This is a genomic window from Burkholderia guangdongensis (genome assembly GCF_013403875.1).
GTDB lineage: Bacteria > Pseudomonadota > Gammaproteobacteria > Burkholderiales > Burkholderiaceae > Burkholderia > Burkholderia guangdongensis.
This window is the reverse complement of record NZ_JACBNX010000006.1, coordinates 122,332-143,594: the sequence shown is the minus strand read 5'-3', so window position 1 is coordinate 143,594 and position 21,263 is coordinate 122,332. Positions and strand designations below refer to the sequence as shown.

Genomic DNA, 21,263 nt, shown 5'->3' with positions numbered 1-21,263 from the left:
TCAGGCCTTCAGTGTGTCGGCGGCTTCGTGGATCGCCGCGCGGATGCGGGCATAGGTCGCGCAGCGGCAGAGATTGCCGTTCATCGCCGCATCGATGTCGGCGTCGGTCGGCTTCGCGTTCTGCTGCAGCAGCGCGGTCGCGGACATGATCTGCCCGGACTGGCAGTATCCGCATTGCGGCACCTGGACCTTGACCCATGCGGCCTGCACGGCCTGCGCTGGCTTGCCTTCGAGCCCTTCGATCGTCGTGATCTTCTTGCCGGCGATTGCGGCGAGCGGCAGGATGCACGAGCGCACCGCCTGGCCTTCGAGATGGATCGTGCACGCGCCGCACTGGGCCATTCCGCAGCCGAATTTCGTGCCGGTGAGGCCCGTGTGTTCGCGAATCGCCCAGAGGACGGGCATCGACGGATCGACGTCGAGCGTGACGTTCTTGCCGTTCAGGACAAACGAGGTGGGCATGGAGGATCTCCGTGGAATACCCGGCGCGCGGCCGGGACAGGCCGCAGTGTGCGCGCGCGCGAATCGATTGCGTCTACCCAATTCTGCAAATTTCTTGAACAATCCTGCAAATCGACGCCGATGCGCGCCGCGCGCGGTGCACTCCGTTTATGCTCGCGCGGCATCGGCAGACAGACGAAGCGAGCGAGGAAGCCCGAATGGACATGACCGAGATGGCGGTATCGCGCGAGCCCGCGCAGCGCGAGCTGGCGGCGCTGATCGGCCGCTTCGCGCCGGTCGACGGCGTGCATCGAACGGCGATTGCGTCGCTGTCGTTCTATAAGTACTCGCAGCCGGTCGACCTCGGCTGCGGGATCACGCATGCGGCGTTCGTGCTCGCCGCACAGGGCGCGAAGCGCGTGATGGTCGCGGGGCACGCATACGAATACGACGACCGGCGTTGCCTGATCGCGTCGGTCGACTTGCCGATGATGTCGCGCGTGACGAAGGCGTCGCCGGACGCGCCGTACCTGTGCGTGGTGCTCGCGCTCGATCCCCAGCGGATCGTCGAGCTCGCGGCCGAAATGCGGCTGCCGGAGCCGGGCGCGATGGCGGAAGGCGAGGGGATCGCGGTCGCCGACGTGACACCGACGGTGCTCGACGCGACGCTGCGGCTTGCGCGGTTGCTCGAAACGCCGGCCGATATCCCGATCCTCGCGCCGCTCGTCGAGAAGGAACTGCTGTACCGGCTGATGACGAGCGAGCACGGCACGCGGCTGCGGTACATGGCCGTCGCGGGCAGCCAGACGAACCGGATCGCGCGCGCGATCGAATGGATCCGCGATCACTACGCGGAGCCGATGCGCGTCGAGACGCTCGCGCAGGTCGTCAACATGAGCGTGTCGTCGCTGCACCATCACTTCAAGAACGTGACGACGCTGAGCCCGCTGCAATACCAGAAGCAGCTTCGGCTGCACGAGGCGCGCCGGCTGCTGCTCGGGCACGCGGGCGACGTCGCGTCGGTCGCCGCGCGGGTCGGGTACGAAAGCGCGTCGCAGTTCAGCCGCGAGTACAGCCGGCTGTTCGGCGCGCCGCCGCTGCGCGATGTCGTGCATCTATTGCGCAACGACTGGGCCGGCGGGATGCCGCGCGAGGAAGTCGCGCGGCGATAGGCGGGCGCTGTCGGACGTTCGCCGCGCGAGCGTGGGCGGCAGGCGCGCTCGCTGCGGCTAAACCGGATCCTTGCTCGGTGGCCCCTCCGGCTGCTGCGGATTGTCGTGATGGCCCGGCGACGGTGGCGTGAGCGGATCGCCTTCCGGATCACGGGTCGGATCCGCCGGCGGTTCGGGCAGCGGGGTCGTGTGGTCGAACATGGCGGGCTCGCGAGGTCGTCCGGCCGTCGCGCGATGCGACGGCGCATTCTCCTTTATAGGCAATCAGGCATGCGTTTGCCGCGCGTTTGCGGCCGCTGCCGGCACCGGGCACGGCGGCTGCGGCACCGCGGCATGGGTTCGCGGGCGCGGCGCTCAGCGTCCGTGGTGCGCGGCCGCGAGGTCGGCCGGCGTGTCGACGTCGCGCAGGATCGCCGGGTCGTCGATGTCGAGCAGCCTGACCGGCGCGTGCGCGAACAGCGCGCGGGCGCCGGCGTCGCCGTCGAGCGCCGCGAGCGCGTCGTAATGGCGGCTCGCGAAGCCGACCGGATGGCCGCGCGTGCCGCGATAGGCGGGCGCGACGATCGACGCGTCGTCGGCGTCGAGCGCGCGCGCGACCGCTTCATACGTCGACGGTGCGATCCACGGCATGTCGCCGAGCGCGACGATCCAGCGGTTCGCGTTGCTGCTCGCGCGGATGCCGGCGGCGAGGCTCGCGCCCATCCCGCGCAGCGCGTCGGGCGCGTAGACGACCTGGCAGCCGGCTTCGTTCAGCCGCATCGCGAGCGTTTCCGCGCCGGGGCGGACGACGGCGATCACGTTGGCGGTGGCCGCCGCGAGGCGCCGGGCGGCCGCGACCGCAATCGGCGTGCCGTCGGGGAGCAGGGCGAGCAGCTTGCTGTGCCGGCCGCTCGGATCGAAGCGCTGGCCCAGTCCGGCGGCAAGCAGGATGCCGGTGGCGAGCGACGGATAGGACATCGGCGGGATCGGAGGAGGAACGTGCTGCGATTGTGCGCGGGTGAGTGGGGTGAGGCAAGGGGCCAGCTGACGCACATTCATTTCAGTCTGCGGCTTGAGTGGAGTGCCACCACCGCTTCAACGACGTCGACGGGCCCAATATGCGAACGCGCCAAGCGCGGCCAACATCACAGCGTCGACGACGGCCAGGATCGGCCGTGGATCGGTCCACTTGTCCATGTTGGTCGTGCGCCCGTAGTAGGGCGCGCCGTTGCCGTACGCCTCGCTGAGGTTGATCACGTTAAAGGCGACGACGAGCGCCAGCGCGGCCAGAAGCGCCGCGCCGACCAGGATACGAATGAAACGTGATTGCATGTCAGTATTGAACCGTAAGCGGGATATAGCACTTCGGCGTCGCCTTGGTCGCCGCCTCAATGTCGCGCACGAAATCCTCCATCCGGGCATGGAGATTGATACAGCCGGCCGAGCCGGCGTGTGTGCCGCCGTGAATGAAAAAGCCGCCGCGGCCGAACGTCTGCGTGCCCGGCATAACGTGGATCGTCAATCGATGGTCGCCCCACGCGGCGCGCGGTGCGATGTTGTACCAGTTATTCGTCCACATCTGCGACGGTTGGACCCAGTATTGCCCCGGAGGAATTGGGCCCACGCTACCCATTTGCTGGCGAGTGGGAGAATAATCGAAGCCGCCCCGATCGTCCGGGCGGCCCGACACAGCAGGGTAGGTCTTCGTGGCTCCACCGATCATTATCAAGAAACGACCGTTGAAGCGCAGCGAGATGGAGGCGCGTGCACACGCGGGTACGCTCGGCTTGCCGCGTTCAGCGGCATATCGGTTCGGCATGGTTGTTCGCCCTCGGTTCGGGATTTTTTGCCGCACTATAGATAGATTGCGAAGCAGTGATCGACGTGCTTCCCGGCTTGCCTTGCTCGCGTCCATTCCGTGTCGTGCCGCGATCGCCAAGCCTGCATTTCGAAGACTCTTTGGAGAAATGGCACAAGCCCGCTACGCATCCGCCCACCGCCTCAACAGGTTGTGATAAACCCCCGTCAACGCGATCACCGCGTCATCCCCCGCCCCTTTCTCCGCGGAAAGCGCCTGAATCTGCCGATCGAGTTGAAACAGCAGCGTCCGATCCGCATCGTCGCGAACCATGCTCTGAATCCAGAAGAACGACGCGACTCGCTCACCGCGCGTCACGGGCGTCACGCGATGCAGGCTCGACGCCGGATACAGCACGAGATCGCCGGCCGGCAGCTTCGCGCGGTGCACGCCGAACGTGTCCTCGACGCACAGCTCGCCGCCGTCGTACGAATCCGGCTCCGCGAGAAACAGCGTCGCGGACAGATCGCTGCGCACGCGAAAATCCGTGCCGCGCAGCAGCCGGATCGCGTTGTCGACGTGCGTGCCGAACGTCTCGCCGCCCGCGTAGCGGTTGAACAGCGGCGGAAACACCTTCAGCGGCAGCGCGGCGGAGAAGAACAGCGGATGGCGCGCGAGCGCATCCTGGATCGCGTCGCCGACCGCGCGCGCCGCGGGCGACCCTTCCGGCAACTGCCGGTTGCGCTTCGCGAGCGCCGACTGCGCGCCGGATGTCGCGTTGCCGTCGGCCCATTCCGCGCGGTCGAGCACGTCGCGGCACTGCTCGACCTGCGCGCGCGTCAGCACGCCGGGGATGTGCAGCATCATCGGACGAACGCCCCGCGATCGAACGCCGCCGCGGCTTCCCGGAGCGCGTGGACCGGCGACGCTGCCAGATACGCACGCATCTTCGCGACGAACGCGGGCGTCGCGGTGTCCGGCACGCGCGCGAGCCACGCGAGCGCGTCGTCGACGCGGCCGCGCTCAACGAGCAGCCGCGCATAGTTGAACTGGCCGCGAAAATCTCCGGCTTCGGCCGCGCGCCGGTAATGCTCGAACGCGGCGGCGCGGTCGGCGGGCACGACCCAGCCGTCCTCGTAGAAACCGCCGATCAGGTTCGTCGATTTCGCGTGGCCGAGCGCGGCCGCGCGCCGGAACCACGCGAGCGCGCCGGCCCGGTCCTCGGCGACGCCGTTGCCGAGCGCGAGCGCGGTCGCATAGTTGTACATCCCCCAGTCGAGTCCCGCCCGCGCGGCGAGCCGGTACCAGTAGACGGCGACGGTCGCGCACGCGGCCGTGCCCCAGCCGAATTCGTAACAGCGGCCGAGCATGTTCATCGCCATCGGATGATCGGCGCGCGCCGCATGGCGGAACCAGACGAGCGCGGCGGCCGGGTCGCGCGGCACGCCGCGGCCGTCGAGCAGCACCTGCCCGTAGACGGCCTGCGCGTCGACGATCCCGTTCTCGGCCGCCGCCGCGACCCACGCGGCCGTCCGCTCCGGCGGCCCGGAGAGGATCGCGCGAAGCGCGCGCGGCGACGCGGCCGCCGCCGCGAGCGAGCGAAGCGAAACGGTTTCCATCGTCCGGCCCCGCTCAATAACGCGCGTTCAGCGTGATGAATGCCGAGCGGCCCGGCGCGATCGACGCGAAGTGCGCCGGATACGCCTGATCGAAGTACGTGCGGTTGAACAGGTTCTGCACGTTCAGCTGCAGGTCGAGCCGCTTGTCGATCCGGTACTGCGCCATCGCGTCGAAGCGCCAGTACGACGGCACCGCGCGCTCGTTCGCGGTGTCGCCGAACACCTTCGACATGTAGAACGCGCCGCCGCCGACCGTCAGCTTCGGCGTCACGTCGTAGTCGGTCCACATCGTGAAGCTGTGCTTCGGCGTGTTCGGGAACGCATGGCCGTTGTCGGCGGTGTTCTTGCCGTTGTCGCGCAATTCGCTCTTCATGTACGTATACCCGCCGAATGCGCGCCAGTGCGGCGCGATCTGCCCGGCGACGCCGAACTCGAGCCCCTGCACGCGCTTGTCGCCGACCATCGCGTACTGGTTGTTCGGCAACGTCACGCGCGCGTTCGTCGTGTCGATCTGGAACAGCGCGCCGGTCAGCGACAGCCGCTCGCCGAGCACGTTCCACTTCGTGCCGAGCTCGACGCTGCGGTTCTTCTCGGGCGCCATCTGGTCGGCATTCGAGCCGACGCCGCCGCGGCCCGGCGTCAGCGACTGCGATTCCGAGCCTTCGCCGAGCAGCATCCCGGCCGGCGTCGACGACGTCGCGTACGACGCATACACGCTGCCATTGCGCGCCGGCTTGAATACGAGCCCGAGCTGCCAGTTCACGAGCGTGTCGTCGCGCGTATAGGTCTTGCCGCCGTTCGCGCGCGTGTCGGTGAAGCGCGTCGAATAGTCGTCGAGACGCAGCCCCGCATTGATCAGCCAGCGTGGCGTCAGCTCGATCGTGTCGAAGCCGTAGACCGATTTCGTGACGGTGCGTGCGTGCGATGGATCGTTGTTGCGCGAGATCGAGCCGGCCCACGGATCGTTCGGGTTCGGCGCCCACAGGCTCGTGCAGTTGTAGCCGGACGCCGCGCCGATCCCCTGCTGGCAGCTCTTGCCGTTGCCGGCCGCGACACTGTACGTGTCGCGCTCGCCCCATTCGCGCGACAGCTCGATGCCGGTCGTGAAGCTGTGCTTCAGCGCGCCGGTGCGGAGTTCGCCGAACAGCTCGGTCTGGTTCGCGACGGCCTGTGCCGTGCTGTCGCGGTTGTTCGCGCGGCGCCAGACCTTGCCGTTCGCGACGTTGCCCTGGCTGTCGTCGGGCTGCGTCCAGATGTAGTCCTGCGTCGATCTCGTGTAACGCGTCGTGTTGCGGATCGTCAGCGACGGCGCGAGGTCGTGCTCGATCCGCACGGTGCCGACGTCGGACGTCGTCTTGCGGAAGTCGCGATCGACGAGCCCGTAGAAGTTGTGGCGGTTCACGCTCGCCGGATAGATCGTGTCGACGTTCGCGGGCTTGTTGCTGAACCCGTACAGATATGGAATCCCGCCGTCGGGCAGATCATCGGTCGCCAGATGGGAGTAGCTCGCGATCACGCGCGTCGGCGTGCCGAGCCCGAACGCGGCCGACGGCGCGACGCCCCAGCGCGCATTGTTCACCGCGTCGCGGCCGGCGACGTCGTTGTTGTGGCTCATCGCGTTCAGGCGGAACGCCGCGTGATCCGAGAACTGCCAGTTGCCGTCGGCCGTGAAGCGGCGGTAGCGGTCGGTGCCGAAGCCGGCGCTCGCGTCGGCGGACGTGCCGAGGTGCGGCGTCTTCGTGATCAGGTTGATGCTGCCGCCGGCGCCGCCGCGGCCGCCGTACGCGCCGTCCGAGCCCTTCGTGACCTCGACACGCTCGAGGTTGAAGATTTCGCGCGTCGTCGCGCCGATGTCGCGCATGCCGTCGATGAACAGGCTGCCCTGCGAATCGTAGCCGCGGATGAACGGCCGGTCGCCGAGCGGATTGCCGCCTTCGCCGGCGCCGAACGTGATGCCGGGGACGGTGCGCAGCGCTTCGGTCAGCGTCGTCGCGCCGCTGTTGCGGATCAGTGCCTCCGGAATGACGGTGACGGACTTCGGCGTGTCGACCAGCGGCGCGGTGAATTTCGCCGACGCGGAGAAATCGGCCTGATAGCCGTGCTCGGCCTGCCCGCTGATCTCGATCGGTGCGAGATGGCCGTCCGGGGAGGGCGGCGCGGGCGGCGCGACGCCGTCCGCGAACGCGGGGCTCGCGGCGAGCACGCTGCAAAGGGTGGTGAATTTTCCGAGCTTCAGCTCGTCGGCACGTGACTTCATCGAATCGACCTCGATTGGTGTGGCTGGCCGACCCGACGCGCATCGGAGGCGCGCGCCGGGCCACCTGGAACCTTACGAATTGTTTTCGACGAGCATTCTATGTAATTTTTTATTGAATGAGAAGCGTTCTCGTTTCAATTTTTGAAACGAGCGACGCTCATGTACATCGCCAAGTCGTTGGTAGCCTCTATTGGTACCCGGTCGGGTACGAGCGTCGTAGGCAGGCCGCATCTGTCGAGGATTCGTACCCGAGCGGAACTTTTCGACCGGAGTACGGCTACCATTTTGGTATCATGTACCCGAGCGGATACGAAGATGAGAGCCTATTGTGGACCAATCAGATTTCCCCATTACTGACATTGGGGCGCTTGCGAACGTCGTGCGTGCGGCACGCATCGCGCAGGGGCTCACGCGTGATGACCTTGTCAACGTGACAGGGCTGTCGCCCAAGTTCATTACGCATGTCGAGGCGGGCAAACCGACCGCCCAGATAGGCAAGGTTTTAGTCCTGCTCTCCGAACTGGGCATCATGCTGCGTGCTCAGACATCTGTTGCCATTTCAGCGAAGGTAGCCGAACAGGCCCGTCGCACGCGCAGGAGCCCGAATGCCAAATAGGCAACTTGTGGCATGGGCCAATGGTGAGCGCATGGGGGTCGTGCAAGACCTGGACGATATCTGGTCCTTCTCCTATGACGCATCATGGCTCGCTTCCAAAAACGCGTTCCCGCTGTCGCCGGCGTTCCCGCTACGGGAGGAGCCTTTCGTGGATGGGGCGAGCAACCGTCCCGTGCAGTGGTTCTTCGACAATCTGCTTCCTGAGGAAGGCATGCGCTCAGCGCTCGCGCGCGAGGCGAGGATCGACCGCGGTGACGCCTGGGGTCTTCTTGAGTACTACGGGCGCGAGTCGGCCGGTGTGCTCACGCTGCTCGCACCCGACGAAAAAGAGCCGCCGGGCGGATTGCGGCCGTTGCCTTTCGAGGATCTCGAGGCTCGCATTCGTGCGATGCCGCAACACCCGCTGACGGCGCATGCGCCCAAGTGCATGTCGGCAGCAGGGGCACAGCCGAAGCTCCTCGTGACGATGCTCGGTGAGCCGCCCGCCTGTGAACTCTTTGAACCCGAGGGCAGTGAACCATCGATGCAACTGCTCAAGCCGGACTCCCGCGCGGCAGGCTATCCCCACTCGGCGATCAACGAGTTCTTCTGCATGCGTCTCGCGCGCGCCGTGGCGCTGCCCGTACCCGCGACGTACTTCGTTCGTGCTCCGACGCCGTGCTACATCGTCAACCGCTTTGACCGGGATACGACGACGCAGCCCCCACGCAGGCTGCACGTCATTGACGCGGCTCAGCTGCTGAACTTCTCCAAGGATTTCAAGTACGACGGTGCCAACGCGCAAAGATTGCGAGAGGCCATAGAAAGCACCAATACCCGGGCCAATGCCCGTCTGGAGATTTTTCGGTGGGCCGTCTTCAACGTGCTTGTCGGTAATGGCGACGCGCACCTGAAGAACCTGTCGTTTTTCGTGACGCCCCTCGGCTACATGCTGGCGCCGTTCTATGACATCGTGAGCACGGTCGTGTATCACACCGGAACGTATCAGCCCGAGCGAGGAGATCAGTGGCCGAATTGCGAACTGACGATGTCTGTTGGCGATGCCACGCACTTCGCGGACATGTCCAGGCAGAACATGCTGAAGTTCGCGGACGAGCTTGGGCTACCCGCCCGGGGCGCGGAGCGCCTGCTCGACGCGATGCTCGAGTCGTTCCGCGCGCGTGTCGACGAGACGTTCAACGCAGTCGTGGGCATTGCGACGCCAGACGCGGGAGAGATGCGCCTACTCAACTCGATACGCGCAATGCCGATTGGTGAAATGTCGCGGGCACTCGCACGCTGAGTTGCGATGCATCGCAATAGCCGGCGCTCAGTTACAGGCGCGCGCGCCGCCGAAGGTCGTGCACTGATGCACCGACCAGTGGCTCGCGCCGCCGAGTCCGCCGAGTCCGTTGCCACCGCCGATGCCCCCGATGCCGGTCGCGGTCCGCGTCGGCCGGAAACGCATGTCGATCCGCGCGGGGCTCGGCGTCGGTGCGCTCGGCAGCGGCGACACCGCGGCGATCGAGCGTTGCACTGCGGCGTCCCAGGCCGGGTTGCCGCTCGGGCCGGCCGAGATCGACGCGACCGTGCCGTCGGGATTCAGGCGGATCGACACGGTCGCTTCCGGGTTGTCGGCGAGCTCGCGCCGGTCCGCGTGCAGGTTCCCGGCCAGCTCGCAGCCGACGTAACGCGCCCACTGGCGCGCGTTCAGCGTGCCGGGCGTCGCGGACGGCGCGTTCGCGACGCGTGCGAGGCAGCGGGTCGAGACGTCGGCGGGAGAGGGCGCCGACGCGTCGTTCGGCATGTCGGCGGCCGCGCTGCCGGCCAGCGTGGCGGCGGCGAGCGCGATGGCGACCGTAGCGGCCATGGCGGCCGCGAGGCGATGTTTGTCGTTCTTCATGTTCGCGTGTGGTGCGTTCGGGCGGCGCGTGGCCGCGTGTTTTCGGGTCTCTCAGCGGCGCTAGGATCGCACAAAGCCGATCCTGGCGGCGGTTTTCGTACCCGACCCGAGCGCCCGCGCGGAATCAGTCGATCCCGTGAAACACCGCGTCTTCCGGCCCGAGATACGTCGGCGGGCGCCACGTCGCGTCGCGCATCGAATGCTGGACGAGATTCTCGACGCCGAGCAGCACCGCGAAAATCGCCATTCGCACCGGAATACCGTTGTCGGTCTGACGGAAGATCGCGAGGCGCGGATCGCGGTTCAGGTCGGTCGACAGGTCGTTCGCACCGGGCCGGCTGTCGCGCGGCAGCGGATGCATGATCAGCGTGTCCGGCTTGCAGCACGCGTCGACGAGCGCCTGGTTGATCTGGAAGTCCGGCGTGTAGCCTTCGAACGACTCGTCGGTGAAGCGCTCCTTCTGGATCCGCGTCGCATAGACGACGTCCGCGCCCTTCAGCCCGTTCGCGAGATCGTGGGTCTGCTCGACGACGTGACCGTTCGTCGAGATCTGGTCGATGATGTACGCGGGCATCTCGAGCGTCGGCGGCGATACGAGCGTGAACTTGATGCCGCGATAGAGCGCGAGCAGCTTCACGAGCGAATGGACGGTGCGGCCGTACTTCAGATCGCCGACGAGCGCGATGTGCGCGCCGTCGACGATCTTGCCGAGCCGCGAGAACTCGCGCTGGATCGTGTACAGGTCGAGCAGCGCCTGGCTCGGATGCTCGCCGGGGCCGTCGCCGCCGTTGATCACGGGCAGGTTCGTCGCGCGCGCGAATTCGGCGACCGAGCCCTTCTCCGGATGGCGGATCACGAGCGCGTCGACATAACCCGCCATCACGCGGCTCGTGTCGTAAATCGATTCGCCTTTCGCCATCGACGAGAACGTGAAGCCGGTCGTGTCGCAGACCGAGCCGCCGAGCCGGCAGAACGCGGCGCCGAACGATACGCGGGTGCGCGTGCTGGCCTCGAAGAACAGGTTGCCGAGCACCGCGCCTTCGAGCACGCGCGAGATCTTGCGGCGGCGCGCGATCGGCTGCATCACGTCGGCGACGTGGAACAGCGCCTCGACCGAATCGCGCGAGAACTGGTCGACCGACACCAGTTGCGGCTTGCCCTCGAACAGGAACTGCTTCGCGAGCCCGTGCGGTTCTACGCGTTGCGCATATTGATCGGCCGGCTCCGCGCGCGTGACGATTTCCGACACGAAGCGCTCGACGATATCGGGCATCCCGCGCGATTCCTGCGAATCGTCGGGCAGAAGCCACGTATCGAGCGCGCGGCGGCTCACGCCGATGCGGTTCGCGAACGCTTCGCGCGTCATGTTGAGGCGGCGCATCGCGTCGCGGAGGAAGGCTTGCTGGGGAACGTTCATGGGGGGAGGCTTATCTTGAAATATATACGCGATGCGTATATTAATTTGACGATGGCCGAAGTCAAGAAAAACCTGTGTGCTCCCGCGTTTCGCGATCCGCATCGCGCGGCGGCCTTTCGGAAGGCGCCGCGCGATGCGTCGTGCGTCAGGCCGCGTCGCCGAGCGCCGGGTAGTCGGTGTAGCCGGTTTCGCCTTCCGCGTAATACGTGGCCGGCACCGGCTTGTTCAGCGGCGCGTCGAGCGCGAAGCGGCGCGGCAGATCCGGGTTCGCGATGAAGAGCTGGCCCCACGCGATCGCGTCCGCGTCGCCGCGCGCGAGCGCCTGCTGAGCGGTCTCGAGCGTGAACTTCTCGTTCGCGATGATCGGGCCGCCGAACGCTTCCTTCAGGCGCGGCGTCAGCTCGTCGCCGCGGAACGCTTCGCGCGTGAAGATGAACGCGACTTGGCGGCGGCCGAGTTCGCGCGCGACGTAGCCGAACGTTGCGGCCGGATCGGAATCGCCCATCGTGTGCGCATCGCCGCGCGGCGCCAGGTGGACGCCGACGCGCCCCGGGCCCCACACGTCGATCGCCGCGTCGACCACCTCGAGCAGCAGCCGCGCGCGATTCTCGATCGGGCCGCCGTATGCGTCGGTGCGGTGGTTCGTGCCGTCCTGCAGGAACTGGTCGAGCAGATAGCCGTTCGCGCCGTGGATCTCGACGCCGTCGAAGCCGGCGGCCTTCGCGTTCTCCGCGCCCTTCCGATACGCGGCGACGATGCCGGGAATCTCGTCGAGCGCGAGCGCGCGCGGCGTCACGTACGGGCGTTCCGGACGCACGAGGCTCACGTGGCCTTGCGCGGCGATCGCGCTCGGCGCGACCGGCAGTTCGCCGTCGAGGAAGAGCGGATCGGAGATCCGGCCGACGTGCCAGAGTTGCAGCAGCATGCGGCCGCCGGCGTCGTGGACCGCGCGCGTCACCTGCTTCCAGCCGTCGACCTGCTCGTCGGACCAGATCCCCGGCGTGCCGGCATAGCCGACGCCCTGCGGCGTCACCGACGTTGCCTCGCTGATGATCAGGCCGGCCGACGCGCGCTCCGCGTAATAGCGGGCCATCAGATCGTTGGGCAGGCGCGCGTCGCCCGCGCGGCTGCGCGTGAGCGGGGCCATCACGATGCGGTTCGGCAGCGTCAGGTCGCCGAGGGTAACGGGATCGAACAACGTGGACATGGCTTGGACCTCTTGAATGGGGCGCGGGGGATGCCCGCAGGGGCCGGGACGGCCCGGTGACTAGAGTTCGCGGCGCAGGGCGTCGAGAAACGCGTCGATGACCGCCTCGTTGCGCTGGAAGAACACCCACTGGCCGATGCGTTTCGACGTGACGAGCCCCGCGCGCTGCAGCGTCGCGAGATGCGCGGACACCGTCGACTGCGACAGGCCGCAACGCGCGTCGATCCGGCCCGCGCAGACGCCGTTCTCGTACGGCAGCGGCTGCCCGGGAAAGTGCGCGTCCGGTTCCTTGAGCCACGCGAGGATTTCGCGCCGGACGGGATTGGCGAGCGCTTTGTGGATCGCGTCGATGTCGATCGTCATGGGTGAGGTTCGGGCAAGACAAGGTGAATCGTCGTTGGTCGAATCATATATCGGAAAAAGGCGATGCATGCAAAGACACTGATCTCAATGGGGGCGATAGCCATCGAGATGGTCGAGGCGATCCGTGAAGGGATCGCGCGGACCCGGCGCGACGTCGAGCCGGCGCTCGGAATCACGATCGCATAGGGCCGCGTTCCGCTGCGTCCGGCCGCCGGCGCACGCGAGCCCGCCGGACGGCGGGCTCCGTCATGTCAGGGCGTGCGGCCGGTGCGCTAGCGCCAGGATCCGTCGACGTAGACCCAGGCCGGCCCCTGGCGCCGCCAGTATCCGGGCACCCAGCGCCGGCCGGGTCGCCGCGCGATCCAGCGGCCGGGAATCCACACGTACCGTCCGCGCTGCCAGCTCCAGTAGCCGTCGGTCCAGATGAAGCCGTGCGGCCTGGGCGGCGACGGCCGGCGCTCGCGGCGCAGCGCCGGCGGCGCGATGCCCGGACGATCGCCGAACGGCGGCCTGCCGGGCGGGCCGGGCGGCGGATATCCGGGCGCGGGCGGCTGGGCGGCCGCGGGGCGCAGCCCGCCGCCGATGCCGGCGACGGCGGCGACGGCGGTCAATCCCAGTGCGCGTAACAGCGAGCGTCGATTCATGCGGAACTCCATCTCGATGGGGGTTGATGTCGTTTACGTTGGTGCGAACGCGTGGCGTCGGGTCGGTTTACGCCGCTTTCGGGGTTGATTTGGGTAAAAATTACTGGTTTCCCCGAATTGCCGATCGCTGCTTTGTTGTTTCTTTGCAACCGTCAAGCGCCTGTCACGAACAAATGATGCGACGAAACCGGCCAAAAAGCTGCCGTCAAGATGCCAAAAATGGTCTTTAAAACAAAAGCTTATAAAGCGGCCCCATTTCTATTGTTTCTAGTTCTGGAAAAGCTTATTTCTTTATTTGCGAATGGCTGACTTAGGGTACACCCGTAAACTCACGATTCCCAGAACGGGCAACCATCCGGGCGCAGCCAGCAAGCAGAACCATGGCGCTTCCGGGCGGTTGCAGACCGTCTACTGAAACAAGGTCGCGAGACCTGCCTCTTTTTGGAAGGGAGCTCCTCGAATGAACAAGACTCTGATCGTTGCAGCAGTTGCAGCATCGTTCGCAACCGTCGCTCACGCGCAAAGCAGCGTCACGCTGTACGGCGTGGTCGACGCAGGCATCACGTACAAGAGCAACGTCGCCAGCAAGTCGCTGTGGTCGATGGGCAGCGGCGTCGACCAGAGCCGTTTCGGCCTGCGCGGTTCGGAAGACCTGGGTGGCGGCTTGAAGGCGATCTTCACGTTGGAAAGCGGCTTCGGCATCGGTAACGGCAAGCTCGCGAACGACGGCGGCATGTTCAACCGTCAAGCGTTCGTCGGTCTGTCGAGCAACTACGGCACCGTCACGCTGGGCCGTCAGTACGACTCCACGCAAGACTACCTCGCGCCGCTGTCGGCAACGGGCACCTGGGGCGGCACGTACTTCGCTCACCCGCTCAACAACGACAACCTGAACACGAACGGCGGCTACGCAGCGAACAACACCGTCAAGTTCGCGAGCGCGAACTACGCGGGCCTGCAGTTCGGCGGCACGTACTCGTTCTCGAACAGCCAGCAATTCGCGAACAACCGCGCGTACAGCGCCGGCGTTTCGTATGAATTCCAGGGCCTGCGTATCGGCGGTTCGTACGCGCAAGCGAACAACCCGGGTGCGACGGCGACGGGCGCGATCGACAGCCTGAGCACGGCAGGCCGTCTGCGCGTGTACGGCGCGGGCGCGAGCTACGCGTTCGGCCCGGCGCAAGTTGGCGCGGTGTGGACGCAGTCGCGTCTGGACAACCAGGCTAACGGCGCGAACGCGCTTCACGCGAACAACTACGAAGTCAACGCGAAGTACAACCTGACGCCGGCACTGGGTCTGGGCGCTGCTTACACGTACACGAACGCGAGCCAGGGTGGCGACAGCGCGCACTGGAACCAGTTCGGCCTGCAAGCCGACTACGCACTGTCGAAGCGCACCGATGTGTACGCTCAGGCCGTGTACCAGCGTGCGTCGAAGAACAACCCGCTGGGCGCGTCGGTCTACGACGGCAGCGGCGACTTCAACACCGTGAACGCGAGCTCGTCGATCAACCAAACCGCAGCGACGGTTGGTCTGCGTCACCGCTTCTAAGTGTGACGGCTGGGTCATCCAGCTTGAAAAGGCGCCTTCGGGCGCCTTTTTTTGTTTTCGGCGCGGGCGGTGCGAGAACGTCGCGCGTTTCGCGGAGGCGAAAAAAACGAGGCCCGATTGCGGCGCCTCGTTTTTCATTGATGGGGGGATCGCGCGTCAACGCGTGTAATCGCCGCTGGCCTCCGGCTGATAGACGATGTCGGCGATCTTCATCCGCTTTTTCGTTCCGTCCGGCTGCAGCACGTCCACCCGCTCGCCGCGATGCGTGCCGAGCAACGCGATACCGACCGGCGAGAACACGTTCAGGCGGCCTTGCTCGAGATTGGCGTCGCCCGGATACGCGACCGTCCAGGTCGTCTGGTCCTGCGACGATTCGTCGATCAGCGTGACGCGCGAATTCATCGTGACCACGTTGGACTTGATCGCGTCCGCCTGCACGATGTCGGCCCGCTCGAGCAGCGTGTCGAGCATCTGCTGAAAGCGCGGATCGTGCGCGGCGTGTTTCTCGAGGCGTGCGACGTCGAGTTCGGTGAGTTGGTAAAGCGGTTTCTTCATTGGGAATCTCCTGATGATCGGCATGGACAGGCGTGGCTTATCGATGAGGATCGCCCGGAGCCCGTTTGACCGCGCTCCGGGTGAGGAGAGGGGAGGGTCAGTCCGGGCGCCGGGCGGCGGCCTGCGTTGCCGAAGCCGTGCGTCGTGCGCGGCGCGTGGCGAGATGAATGCGCGCGCGCGCGCCGGCGGAGCCGGTCGGCGGAGAGGGGAAAAGCGTGCGTGCGCGCATTGGGAGTGGTAGGCGGCGTAGGTTGAAAATAACCTTACGATTATACAACAAAAACGACAGCATGCTTACGCCGGTGTCAGAATTTTGTCAGCTATTGTTGTCCAAAACCATGCCATTCGAATGCCATTCGCTCGGCATGGTTATAGATCGTTGCGTTCCATGCAACTCTGTATGTTCAAACTGAGGGTTTTCCCTTGGGCGTGTGGCGACTAGACTGGATTCATTCGCTCGAGACGAATCCGCCCGAAGCGATACCGACAAACAACATAGCCCGGAGGTTAGTCACCATGAAGTCGATCATCTACGCCGCACTCGCTGCATCGATTCTCGCCGCACCGCTCGCGTCGTTCGCGCAGTCGAACGGGCCGATCACGCGCGACGCCGTCAAGGCGGATCTGATCCAGCTCGAGCAGAACGGTTATCGCCCGAACGCGAGCGATTCGCAGTATCCGGCCAACGTTCAGGCTGCCACGCAGCGCGTCCAGGCCGGCCAGCAGACGCTGACGCGTGCCGACACCAGCGGCTACGGCTCGGTGGCGACGGGCGCGGCTCAATCGGGCCGTCCCGCGATGACGCCGTCGGCGGTCGACAAGCTGTATTTCGGTCAATAACGGAAACGCCGAGGGCTGCCCGGCCATTCGATAAAACGACGCGCTGCGTACTTGAAGCGCGCAGCGCGTGAGTTACGAGCAGAACCTCCGTCGCCGCGTATCGGCGGCTTGCGCCCAGACGCCCATCTTGCGTCTGGGCTTTTTTGCGCGTGCGGCGGTGGGCGGCGGGTCAGGCGGAGATGACGGCGGGTGTGCCGTGGATGTAATGCTCGAGCTGGCTGATCGTGAACTGCTGGTCCGCGATCACGCTTTTCACGAGGTCGCCGATCGACACGAGGCCGACGAGCTTGCCGTCGTCGAGGACGGGCAGGTGGCGCATCCGGTGCTCGGTCATCAGCGCCATGCATTCCTCGCTCGATTGCGACGGTTCGACGTAGCGCACCTTCGCGGTCATGATCTCCTCGACCCGCGTCGCTTTCGACGAGCGATCCTGCAGCACGATTTTCCGCGCGTAATCGCGCTCGGTGATGATGCCGGCGATGTCGTCGCCGTCGACGACCAGCAGCGCGCCGACGCCTTTTTCGGCCATCAGCTTGATCGCGTCGTAGACGAGATCGGCTTTCTTGACGGTATAGACGGTGCGGCCGGAATCGGGCTTGGTTTTGAGAATCTGCGCGACGGTCGTGCTCATACGCTCTCTCCGTTGGCTGGGCGGTGCGAGGAAGGCGGGGCGCGGCGCGCGGCCGCGATGAGGTCAAGTATAGATCGGGCGGCTGTCGGCAAGCGCGTGACGGAACCAGATTAGCGGTAAACTCCCGTCACTTGCCATCCAGAACATTCCTTAATCTCTCATCGTTCGATTCCTTTCATGACGTCTTCGGGTTCTCAATCGTCCCAGGCGGGCGACGGCCAGACCGGCGAGTGCGTGACGCTCGTCGCATCGGCGACGCTTCCGACGCGCTACGGCACGTTCACCTCGTACGCGTTTCGCGTGACGGGCAGCCAGGCCGAACATCTCGCGCTCGTGATGGGCGACGTGGCCGGCCCGCAATCCGTGCTGACGCGGTTGCATTCGGAATGCCTGACGGGCGACGTATTCGGCTCGTATCGCTGCGACTGCGGCGAACAGCTCGACCTCGCGCTGCGGTACATCGCCGCCGAGGGGCGCGGCGTGCTGTTGTATCTGCGTGGGCATGAGGGGCGCGGCATCGGCCTCAGCAACAAGATCCGCGCGTATGCGCTGCAGGAGCAGGGGCGCGACACCGTCGAGGCGAACCTCGATCTCGGCCTGCCCGACGACGCGCGCGAATACGATTCGGCCGCCGCGATCCTGCGGATGCTCGGCGTCACGTCGGTGCGGTTGATGAGCAACAATCCGAAGAAATTCGATACGCTCGCGCAGCATGGGATTCCGGTCTGCGAGCGCGTCGGGCTTGCGGTGCCGGTGCGCGAGGAGAACGAGCGCTACATTCGCACGAAGCAGGTGAAGTTCGGGCACTACTTCGAGGAGAATGAGTAGTTCAGCCCACCTGCCATGTTTGGACCCGCCGCGCCGGCGTAGCGATGTAAGGCGCGGACAATTCGATTGATGTCACCGCCTTGACCACCCTCGGACCGGAACGTCTGGCGACGTTGCTGGCCGGGGAACTCGATGCCCCATCTGTAACCTAGACCGACTGGCGATATTCGCATCGATGCCTGCTTCAAGCAGCGAGACGGACTCGCTCCACGTGCGGCACACCTTTCTGGCGAGCTTGCCAAAGGTCGTAGGCCGCTTGTTGGGCGATCCATAAGTCGGCACGCCCGCCATTTTCGATGCCCAGCCATTGCTCCAGGCGCAACGCCATTTCGGGCGAGATTGCCGCATGACCATTCAGCACGCGCGACAGAGCCGAGCGTGTCACGCCAAGCTGCTCGGCTGCTTCCGTGACCGTGAGCCCCAGTTCGGGCAGTACGTCTTCGCGCAGCGTCTCGCCGGGGTGCGGCGGATTGAAGATTCGGGTCATGCTTGCCTCAGTGATAGTCTTGGTAGTCCACCAGAATTGCATCGGCGCCGTCAAAGGTGAACGTCATGCGCCAGTTGCCATTGACTCTCACCGAAAAGTGGCCGGCAAGATCCTGCGCCAACGGATGCAGCCGCCAGCCCGGTACGTTCATGTCCTCGGGGCCGCTCGCCAAGTCCAGGCGAGTCAATTGGCGATGCAGCTTGTCGGCATGATCTGGCCGGATGCCTGTCTTGGAGCCTGTCTCGAAGAAACCCTGAAGGCCCTTTGCTTTCGCCATCCGGCGCAACCGCCGGGTGCCGACGAGGGCGGCGTGTTCTTGCCTCCATCCAATATCGTGCGCGTGCATCCCAATGCGAGTGCAACCGCGGCCCGCGCGTGGCACCGTGCCTTGCCTCCCGCGTCCGTCAAAGCACGACGAAACGAAGTGCTCGGATCCGCGATAACCGATACAGCCGCGGCAGCGCTCGAGGACAGGCGCGAATACTCGGAAACGGCAGCAGACAGGCGGTATGCGGGTCAGCCTTCTTGCAACAGGGGCAACAGCGCCCGAAGCGCGGCTTCCTCGTCGGGACCGGAGGCAAGCACTTGAGCCGACATGCCGACGCGCACCTGCAACGACGCGATTGCGATGCCGTCCTTCGCATCGCCGTGGTGCCCGTTTGCGATCAGCAGGATGTCGCTTTCGAAGCGGCGTGCCATGTCAACAAGCGCATCCCGGGTAGCGTCCGCGCGATTTCGGTTCCAGCCGGCGCCGATTTGAAAGTGCACAACGGTTGCCACGGTCTTTGCGAAGCCTATAGATAGATCGTTGGGGGCGGTGCGAAGTGTCGATCTGGCAGTGCGTCAGAAGCGACAGCAGCGCACGACATAACGCGAACATGTCGACATCCTCGGCAAAATTGCCTGCAAGCCCGCTGAAAGGCGGTGAGCGCCATATTATAATAGAACGGTAAGGGTAGGCATATTTCATTATAATAATGTGTGCGTTCCCGCATGCTGTAAATCCCTGCGCATTCCGAGAATGGACGAAGACCGAACTTCCTACGACGCGTTCGTCAAATTCCTGTCGACGCCAATGAATGATGGGCAACCCTTTGTGCTGGAGACGCAGCACGCCGTGTCGCTGCACTTCGATCACTCCGGCACGCAAAGCTTCATGTCGCTCAGTGATCCGGAAAAGCTCGCGCTCGGCTATACGCGCACGATGATGGGGTTTCTGCTGCTGCAGCCGGCTCCCGAGCACATCTGCATGATCGGGCTCGGCGGGGGATCGCTGGCGAAGTATTGCTATCGGCACCTGCCCGAGGTCGCGATCGACGCGGTCGAGATCAACCCCGAGGTGATCGCGCTGCGCGACGTATTCAGGATTCCGGCGGACGACGCGCGGTTCAAGGTGACTTGTGCCGATGGGGCGGACTACGTGACGAAGGGGAGGTTCCGGACGGATGTGATCCTGCTTGACGCGTTCGTCGCGGAAGGAACGCCGAGTCGGTGCGTGGACGTCGCTTTCTTCGCCGCCTGTCGCGAGCGCCTGGCCGAGAGGGGGGTGCTCGTGATCAACTTCACGGACGACGATCCGGCGCTACCGTTGCACCTCGAGCGGCTGAAATCCGTGTTCGGCGCTTCCTATGCGGTCGTTCGGTGCGGCGACGACAGCAACTTCGTCGCATTCGCCTGGAAGAGCGACTCTCGCCTGCCATCCTGGCGAGTCTTGTTCGAGCGCGTCGCCTTGTTTGCCTTCGCTGATGAACTCAAGCTGTCCGCCACCGCTCGGCGCCTGAAAGAGGGGGAGTGCCTCGACGCGAGGCGGCTGAACTGGCATGCGCAAGGGTGCGGGCACTGGAAAATCAGTGTTTGATCCGTGCCCGGCCTCAATCGGCGCTTCGTTTTACCCGCTTGCCGAGTGGGCTCTTGGTCTTGTAGGTCACGCCGTGATGCTCGAGATACTCGCGGATCAACTGCCGTACGACTTGTGACGGCGTCAGATCCTGCGCCGCGCAGAGTATTTCAAATGCTTCTTTCTTGGCGGGGTCGATCAGGACGGTCAGGCGGGCGGTTTTCGTTTCCATTGCGAGGACGGATCGGCAAATATGATAATGAAATTATAATGCATTTGCCTTCAACCGCACGGCGGGAAGCCGTCGCCCGGCCTCGTGCCCGGTCAGTGCCGGTGGTCGAGCCGATGGAGGTAGGTCAGCACATCGTCGACGACGGGCACGATCGCGAGTGTGACGAGCAAGCCTGCGAGCGGCACGGTCGACACGTATCCGACATGCTTGAAACCGACGGCGCCGGTCAGGCCGCCAACGAAGAATGACGTCAGCATCGTACCGTGGATCCTCAGCTTCGCGCGGTTTGCGATGACCGCGTGTGCGTCCGCACCGACATTCGACCTGTTCCAGTAAAAGAGCTTGCCCAGCTCGATGCCGAGGTCCGTCACGATGCCGGTCATGTGCGTCGTGCGGATTTCCGCGCCCGACAGCTTCGTGATCATCGCATTCTGCAGGCCCATGATAAAGCACAGCAGGATGACGGTCACGGGCACGAAGAACGCTTCCCATAGCGCGAGATGGCTGCCGAGCAGGCCGAACAGGAGCAGCAGCGCGGCCTCGACCAGTAATGGCAGCACGTACTGGCTTTGCAGACTGCGCCGCCGCCCCCAGTTGACGAGCACCGCCGAGCACCCCGCCCCGACGAGAAACGACGCCAGCGAACCGATGCTGGCCGACACGAGCCGGACGTCCCCGAGTGCCGTCTGGTCCGCGATCGCCGACACGATGCCGCTCATGTGTGACGTGTACTGCCTGACCGCAAGGAATCCGCCGGCATTGGTTGCGCCGGCGACGAAGGCGAGCGAAAACCCGAGCTGACGGTTCGAGGTCTCGCTGCGGTGTTTTCCCGTCAAGCTTCGAAAGTACTGCGCAGGCATAGGAGTGTGGCTCGTATGATAATGTCATTATCATATCCTGTTATCG

Annotated in this window: 28 protein-coding genes; 8 read left to right on the top strand and 20 right to left on the bottom strand. The window is 65.4% G+C overall.

Annotated features, from left to right (window positions below):
• Complete coding sequence (locus tag HZI36_RS08245) at positions 1-462, bottom strand: (2Fe-2S)-binding protein (protein WP_179402152.1); 462 nt, start codon at positions 460-462, stop codon at positions 1-3.
• 197 nt (positions 463-659) lie between these two features.
• On the opposite strand from HZI36_RS08245, the gene HZI36_RS08240 reads away from it, so the two are divergent.
• Entirely contained in the window at positions 660-1,613 is a 954-nt protein-coding gene (locus tag HZI36_RS08240) for an AraC family transcriptional regulator (protein ID WP_179402151.1), read from the top strand.
• 57 nt (positions 1,614-1,670) lie between these two features.
• Here HZI36_RS08240 and HZI36_RS08235 read toward each other — a convergent pair whose 3' ends face one another.
• The 7 genes from HZI36_RS08235 to HZI36_RS08205 all read right to left on the bottom strand — a co-directional run bounded on the left by HZI36_RS08235 (position 1,671) and on the right by HZI36_RS08205 (position 7,266).
• Entirely contained in the window at positions 1,671-1,814 is a 144-nt protein-coding gene (locus HZI36_RS08235) for a hypothetical protein (protein WP_179402150.1), read from the bottom strand.
• A gap of 153 nt (positions 1,815-1,967) precedes the next feature.
• Entirely contained in the window at positions 1,968-2,570 is a 603-nt protein-coding gene (locus HZI36_RS08230) for a nucleotidyltransferase family protein (protein WP_179402149.1), read from the bottom strand.
• Positions 2,571-2,687: 117 nt separating this feature from the next.
• On the bottom strand, positions 2,688-2,924 hold the full coding sequence (locus HZI36_RS08225; RefSeq protein WP_179402148.1) for a hypothetical protein: 237 nt from the start codon (positions 2,922-2,924) through the stop codon (positions 2,688-2,690).
• Position 2,925: 1 nt separating this feature from the next.
• Positions 2,926-3,507: a tlde1 domain-containing protein gene (locus HZI36_RS08220; protein WP_246327001.1), complete on the bottom strand. Its 582-nt coding sequence runs from the start codon at positions 3,505-3,507 to the stop codon at positions 2,926-2,928.
• Between the two features lie 66 nt (positions 3,508-3,573).
• Entirely contained in the window at positions 3,574-4,257 is a 684-nt protein-coding gene (locus HZI36_RS08215) for a Fe2+-dependent dioxygenase (RefSeq protein ID WP_179402147.1), read from the bottom strand.
• Positions 4,254-5,009 (bottom strand): tetratricopeptide repeat protein, encoded by a 756-nt coding sequence (locus HZI36_RS08210; RefSeq protein WP_179402146.1) that lies wholly within the window; start codon positions 5,007-5,009, stop codon positions 4,254-4,256. Before HZI36_RS08210 ends, HZI36_RS08215 begins: the two co-directional genes overlap by 4 nt.
• A 13-nt stretch (positions 5,010-5,022) precedes the next feature.
• Positions 5,023-7,266 (bottom strand): TonB-dependent receptor, encoded by a 2,244-nt coding sequence (locus tag HZI36_RS08205; protein WP_179402145.1) that lies wholly within the window; start codon positions 7,264-7,266, stop codon positions 5,023-5,025.
• Between the two features lie 328 nt (positions 7,267-7,594).
• Here HZI36_RS08205 and HZI36_RS08200 point away from each other — a divergent pair, with 328 nt between their 5' ends.
• Together HZI36_RS08200 and HZI36_RS08195 are read left to right on the top strand one after the other, a co-directional pair.
• Entirely contained in the window at positions 7,595-7,882 is a 288-nt protein-coding gene (locus tag HZI36_RS08200; protein WP_179402144.1) for a helix-turn-helix domain-containing protein, read from the top strand.
• Entirely contained in the window at positions 7,872-9,164 is a 1,293-nt protein-coding gene (locus HZI36_RS08195) for a HipA domain-containing protein (protein WP_179402143.1), read from the top strand. Before HZI36_RS08200 ends, HZI36_RS08195 begins: the two co-directional genes overlap by 11 nt.
• Positions 9,165-9,191: 27 nt before the next feature.
• Here the strand turns inward: HZI36_RS08195 and HZI36_RS08190 are convergent, their stop codons facing one another.
• From HZI36_RS08190 to HZI36_RS08175, 4 genes are all read right to left on the bottom strand, one after another.
• Positions 9,192-9,764 carry an energy transducer TonB gene (locus tag HZI36_RS08190; protein WP_179402142.1) on the bottom strand — a complete coding sequence of 191 codons (573 nt, stop codon included), beginning with the start codon at positions 9,762-9,764 and terminating at the stop codon, positions 9,192-9,194.
• Positions 9,765-9,888: 124 nt separating this feature from the next.
• Positions 9,889-11,181 (bottom strand): aspartate carbamoyltransferase, encoded by a 1,293-nt coding sequence (locus tag HZI36_RS08185; RefSeq protein ID WP_179402141.1) that lies wholly within the window; start codon positions 11,179-11,181, stop codon positions 9,889-9,891.
• 145 nt (positions 11,182-11,326) lie between these two features.
• The gene (locus tag HZI36_RS08180; RefSeq protein WP_179402140.1) at positions 11,327-12,388 is read right to left on the bottom strand and encodes an alkene reductase; all 1,062 of its coding nucleotides are present in this window, start codon (positions 12,386-12,388) and stop codon (positions 11,327-11,329) included.
• 60 nt (positions 12,389-12,448) lie between these two features.
• Positions 12,449-12,751: an ArsR/SmtB family transcription factor gene (locus HZI36_RS08175; RefSeq protein WP_179402139.1), complete on the bottom strand. Its 303-nt coding sequence runs from the start codon at positions 12,749-12,751 to the stop codon at positions 12,449-12,451.
• Positions 12,752-12,814: 63 nt separating this feature from the next.
• Here HZI36_RS08175 and HZI36_RS27205 point away from each other — a divergent pair, with 63 nt between their 5' ends.
• Entirely contained in the window at positions 12,815-12,937 is a 123-nt protein-coding gene (locus HZI36_RS27205; protein ID WP_281376257.1) for a hypothetical protein, read from the top strand.
• Positions 12,938-13,023: 86 nt separating this feature from the next.
• Here HZI36_RS27205 and HZI36_RS08170 read toward each other — a convergent pair whose 3' ends face one another.
• Positions 13,024-13,395 (bottom strand): YXWGXW repeat-containing protein, encoded by a 372-nt coding sequence (locus tag HZI36_RS08170; protein WP_179402138.1) that lies wholly within the window; start codon positions 13,393-13,395, stop codon positions 13,024-13,026.
• A 460-nt stretch (positions 13,396-13,855) separates the two neighbouring features.
• On the opposite strand from HZI36_RS08170, the gene HZI36_RS08165 reads away from it, so the two are divergent.
• Complete coding sequence (locus HZI36_RS08165) at positions 13,856-14,947, top strand: porin (protein WP_179402137.1); 1,092 nt, start codon at positions 13,856-13,858, stop codon at positions 14,945-14,947.
• A gap of 156 nt (positions 14,948-15,103) precedes the next feature.
• Here HZI36_RS08165 and HZI36_RS08160 read toward each other — a convergent pair whose 3' ends face one another.
• Positions 15,104-15,502, bottom strand: a complete 399-nt coding sequence (locus HZI36_RS08160) for a GreA/GreB family elongation factor (protein ID WP_179402136.1) — start codon at positions 15,500-15,502, stop codon at positions 15,104-15,106.
• 516 nt (positions 15,503-16,018) lie between these two features.
• Here HZI36_RS08160 and HZI36_RS08155 point away from each other — a divergent pair.
• A complete protein-coding gene (locus HZI36_RS08155) occupies positions 16,019-16,342 on the top strand; it encodes a DUF4148 domain-containing protein (protein WP_179402135.1) in 324 nt (107 codons plus the stop codon).
• 169 nt (positions 16,343-16,511) lie between these two features.
• Here the strand turns inward: HZI36_RS08155 and HZI36_RS08150 are convergent, their stop codons facing one another.
• On the bottom strand, positions 16,512-16,973 hold the full coding sequence (locus tag HZI36_RS08150; protein ID WP_179402134.1) for a CBS domain-containing protein: 462 nt from the start codon (positions 16,971-16,973) through the stop codon (positions 16,512-16,514).
• A gap of 177 nt (positions 16,974-17,150) precedes the next feature.
• Here HZI36_RS08150 and ribA point away from each other — a divergent pair, with 177 nt between their 5' ends.
• Positions 17,151-17,801: a GTP cyclohydrolase II gene (ribA, locus tag HZI36_RS08145; RefSeq protein WP_179402133.1), complete on the top strand. Its 651-nt coding sequence runs from the start codon at positions 17,151-17,153 to the stop codon at positions 17,799-17,801.
• Positions 17,802-17,985: 184 nt separating this feature from the next.
• On the opposite strand, the gene HZI36_RS08140 is transcribed toward ribA, so the two are convergent.
• The 3 genes from HZI36_RS08140 to HZI36_RS08130 form a co-directional block, all read right to left on the bottom strand.
• Positions 17,986-18,288: a HigA family addiction module antitoxin gene (locus HZI36_RS08140; RefSeq protein ID WP_179402132.1), complete on the bottom strand. Its 303-nt coding sequence runs from the start codon at positions 18,286-18,288 to the stop codon at positions 17,986-17,988.
• 7 nt (positions 18,289-18,295) lie between these two features.
• Complete coding sequence (locus HZI36_RS08135) at positions 18,296-18,565, bottom strand: type II toxin-antitoxin system RelE/ParE family toxin (protein WP_179402131.1); 270 nt, start codon at positions 18,563-18,565, stop codon at positions 18,296-18,298.
• A gap of 239 nt (positions 18,566-18,804) precedes the next feature.
• On the bottom strand, positions 18,805-19,068 hold the full coding sequence (locus HZI36_RS08130) for an HPr family phosphocarrier protein (RefSeq protein WP_179402130.1): 264 nt from the start codon (positions 19,066-19,068) through the stop codon (positions 18,805-18,807).
• Between the two features lie 241 nt (positions 19,069-19,309).
• On the opposite strand from HZI36_RS08130, the gene HZI36_RS08125 reads away from it, so the two are divergent.
• On the top strand, positions 19,310-20,146 hold the full coding sequence (locus tag HZI36_RS08125; protein WP_179402129.1) for a spermine/spermidine synthase domain-containing protein: 837 nt from the start codon (positions 19,310-19,312) through the stop codon (positions 20,144-20,146).
• Between the two features lie 13 nt (positions 20,147-20,159).
• On the opposite strand, the gene HZI36_RS08120 is transcribed toward HZI36_RS08125, so the two are convergent.
• Complete coding sequence (locus HZI36_RS08120; protein ID WP_179402128.1) at positions 20,160-20,357, bottom strand: CopG family transcriptional regulator; 198 nt, start codon at positions 20,355-20,357, stop codon at positions 20,160-20,162.
• 92 nt (positions 20,358-20,449) lie between these two features.
• Positions 20,450-21,217: a YoaK family protein gene (locus tag HZI36_RS08115; protein WP_179402127.1), complete on the bottom strand. Its 768-nt coding sequence runs from the start codon at positions 21,215-21,217 to the stop codon at positions 20,450-20,452.
• Positions 21,218-21,263: the final 46 nt, after the last annotated feature.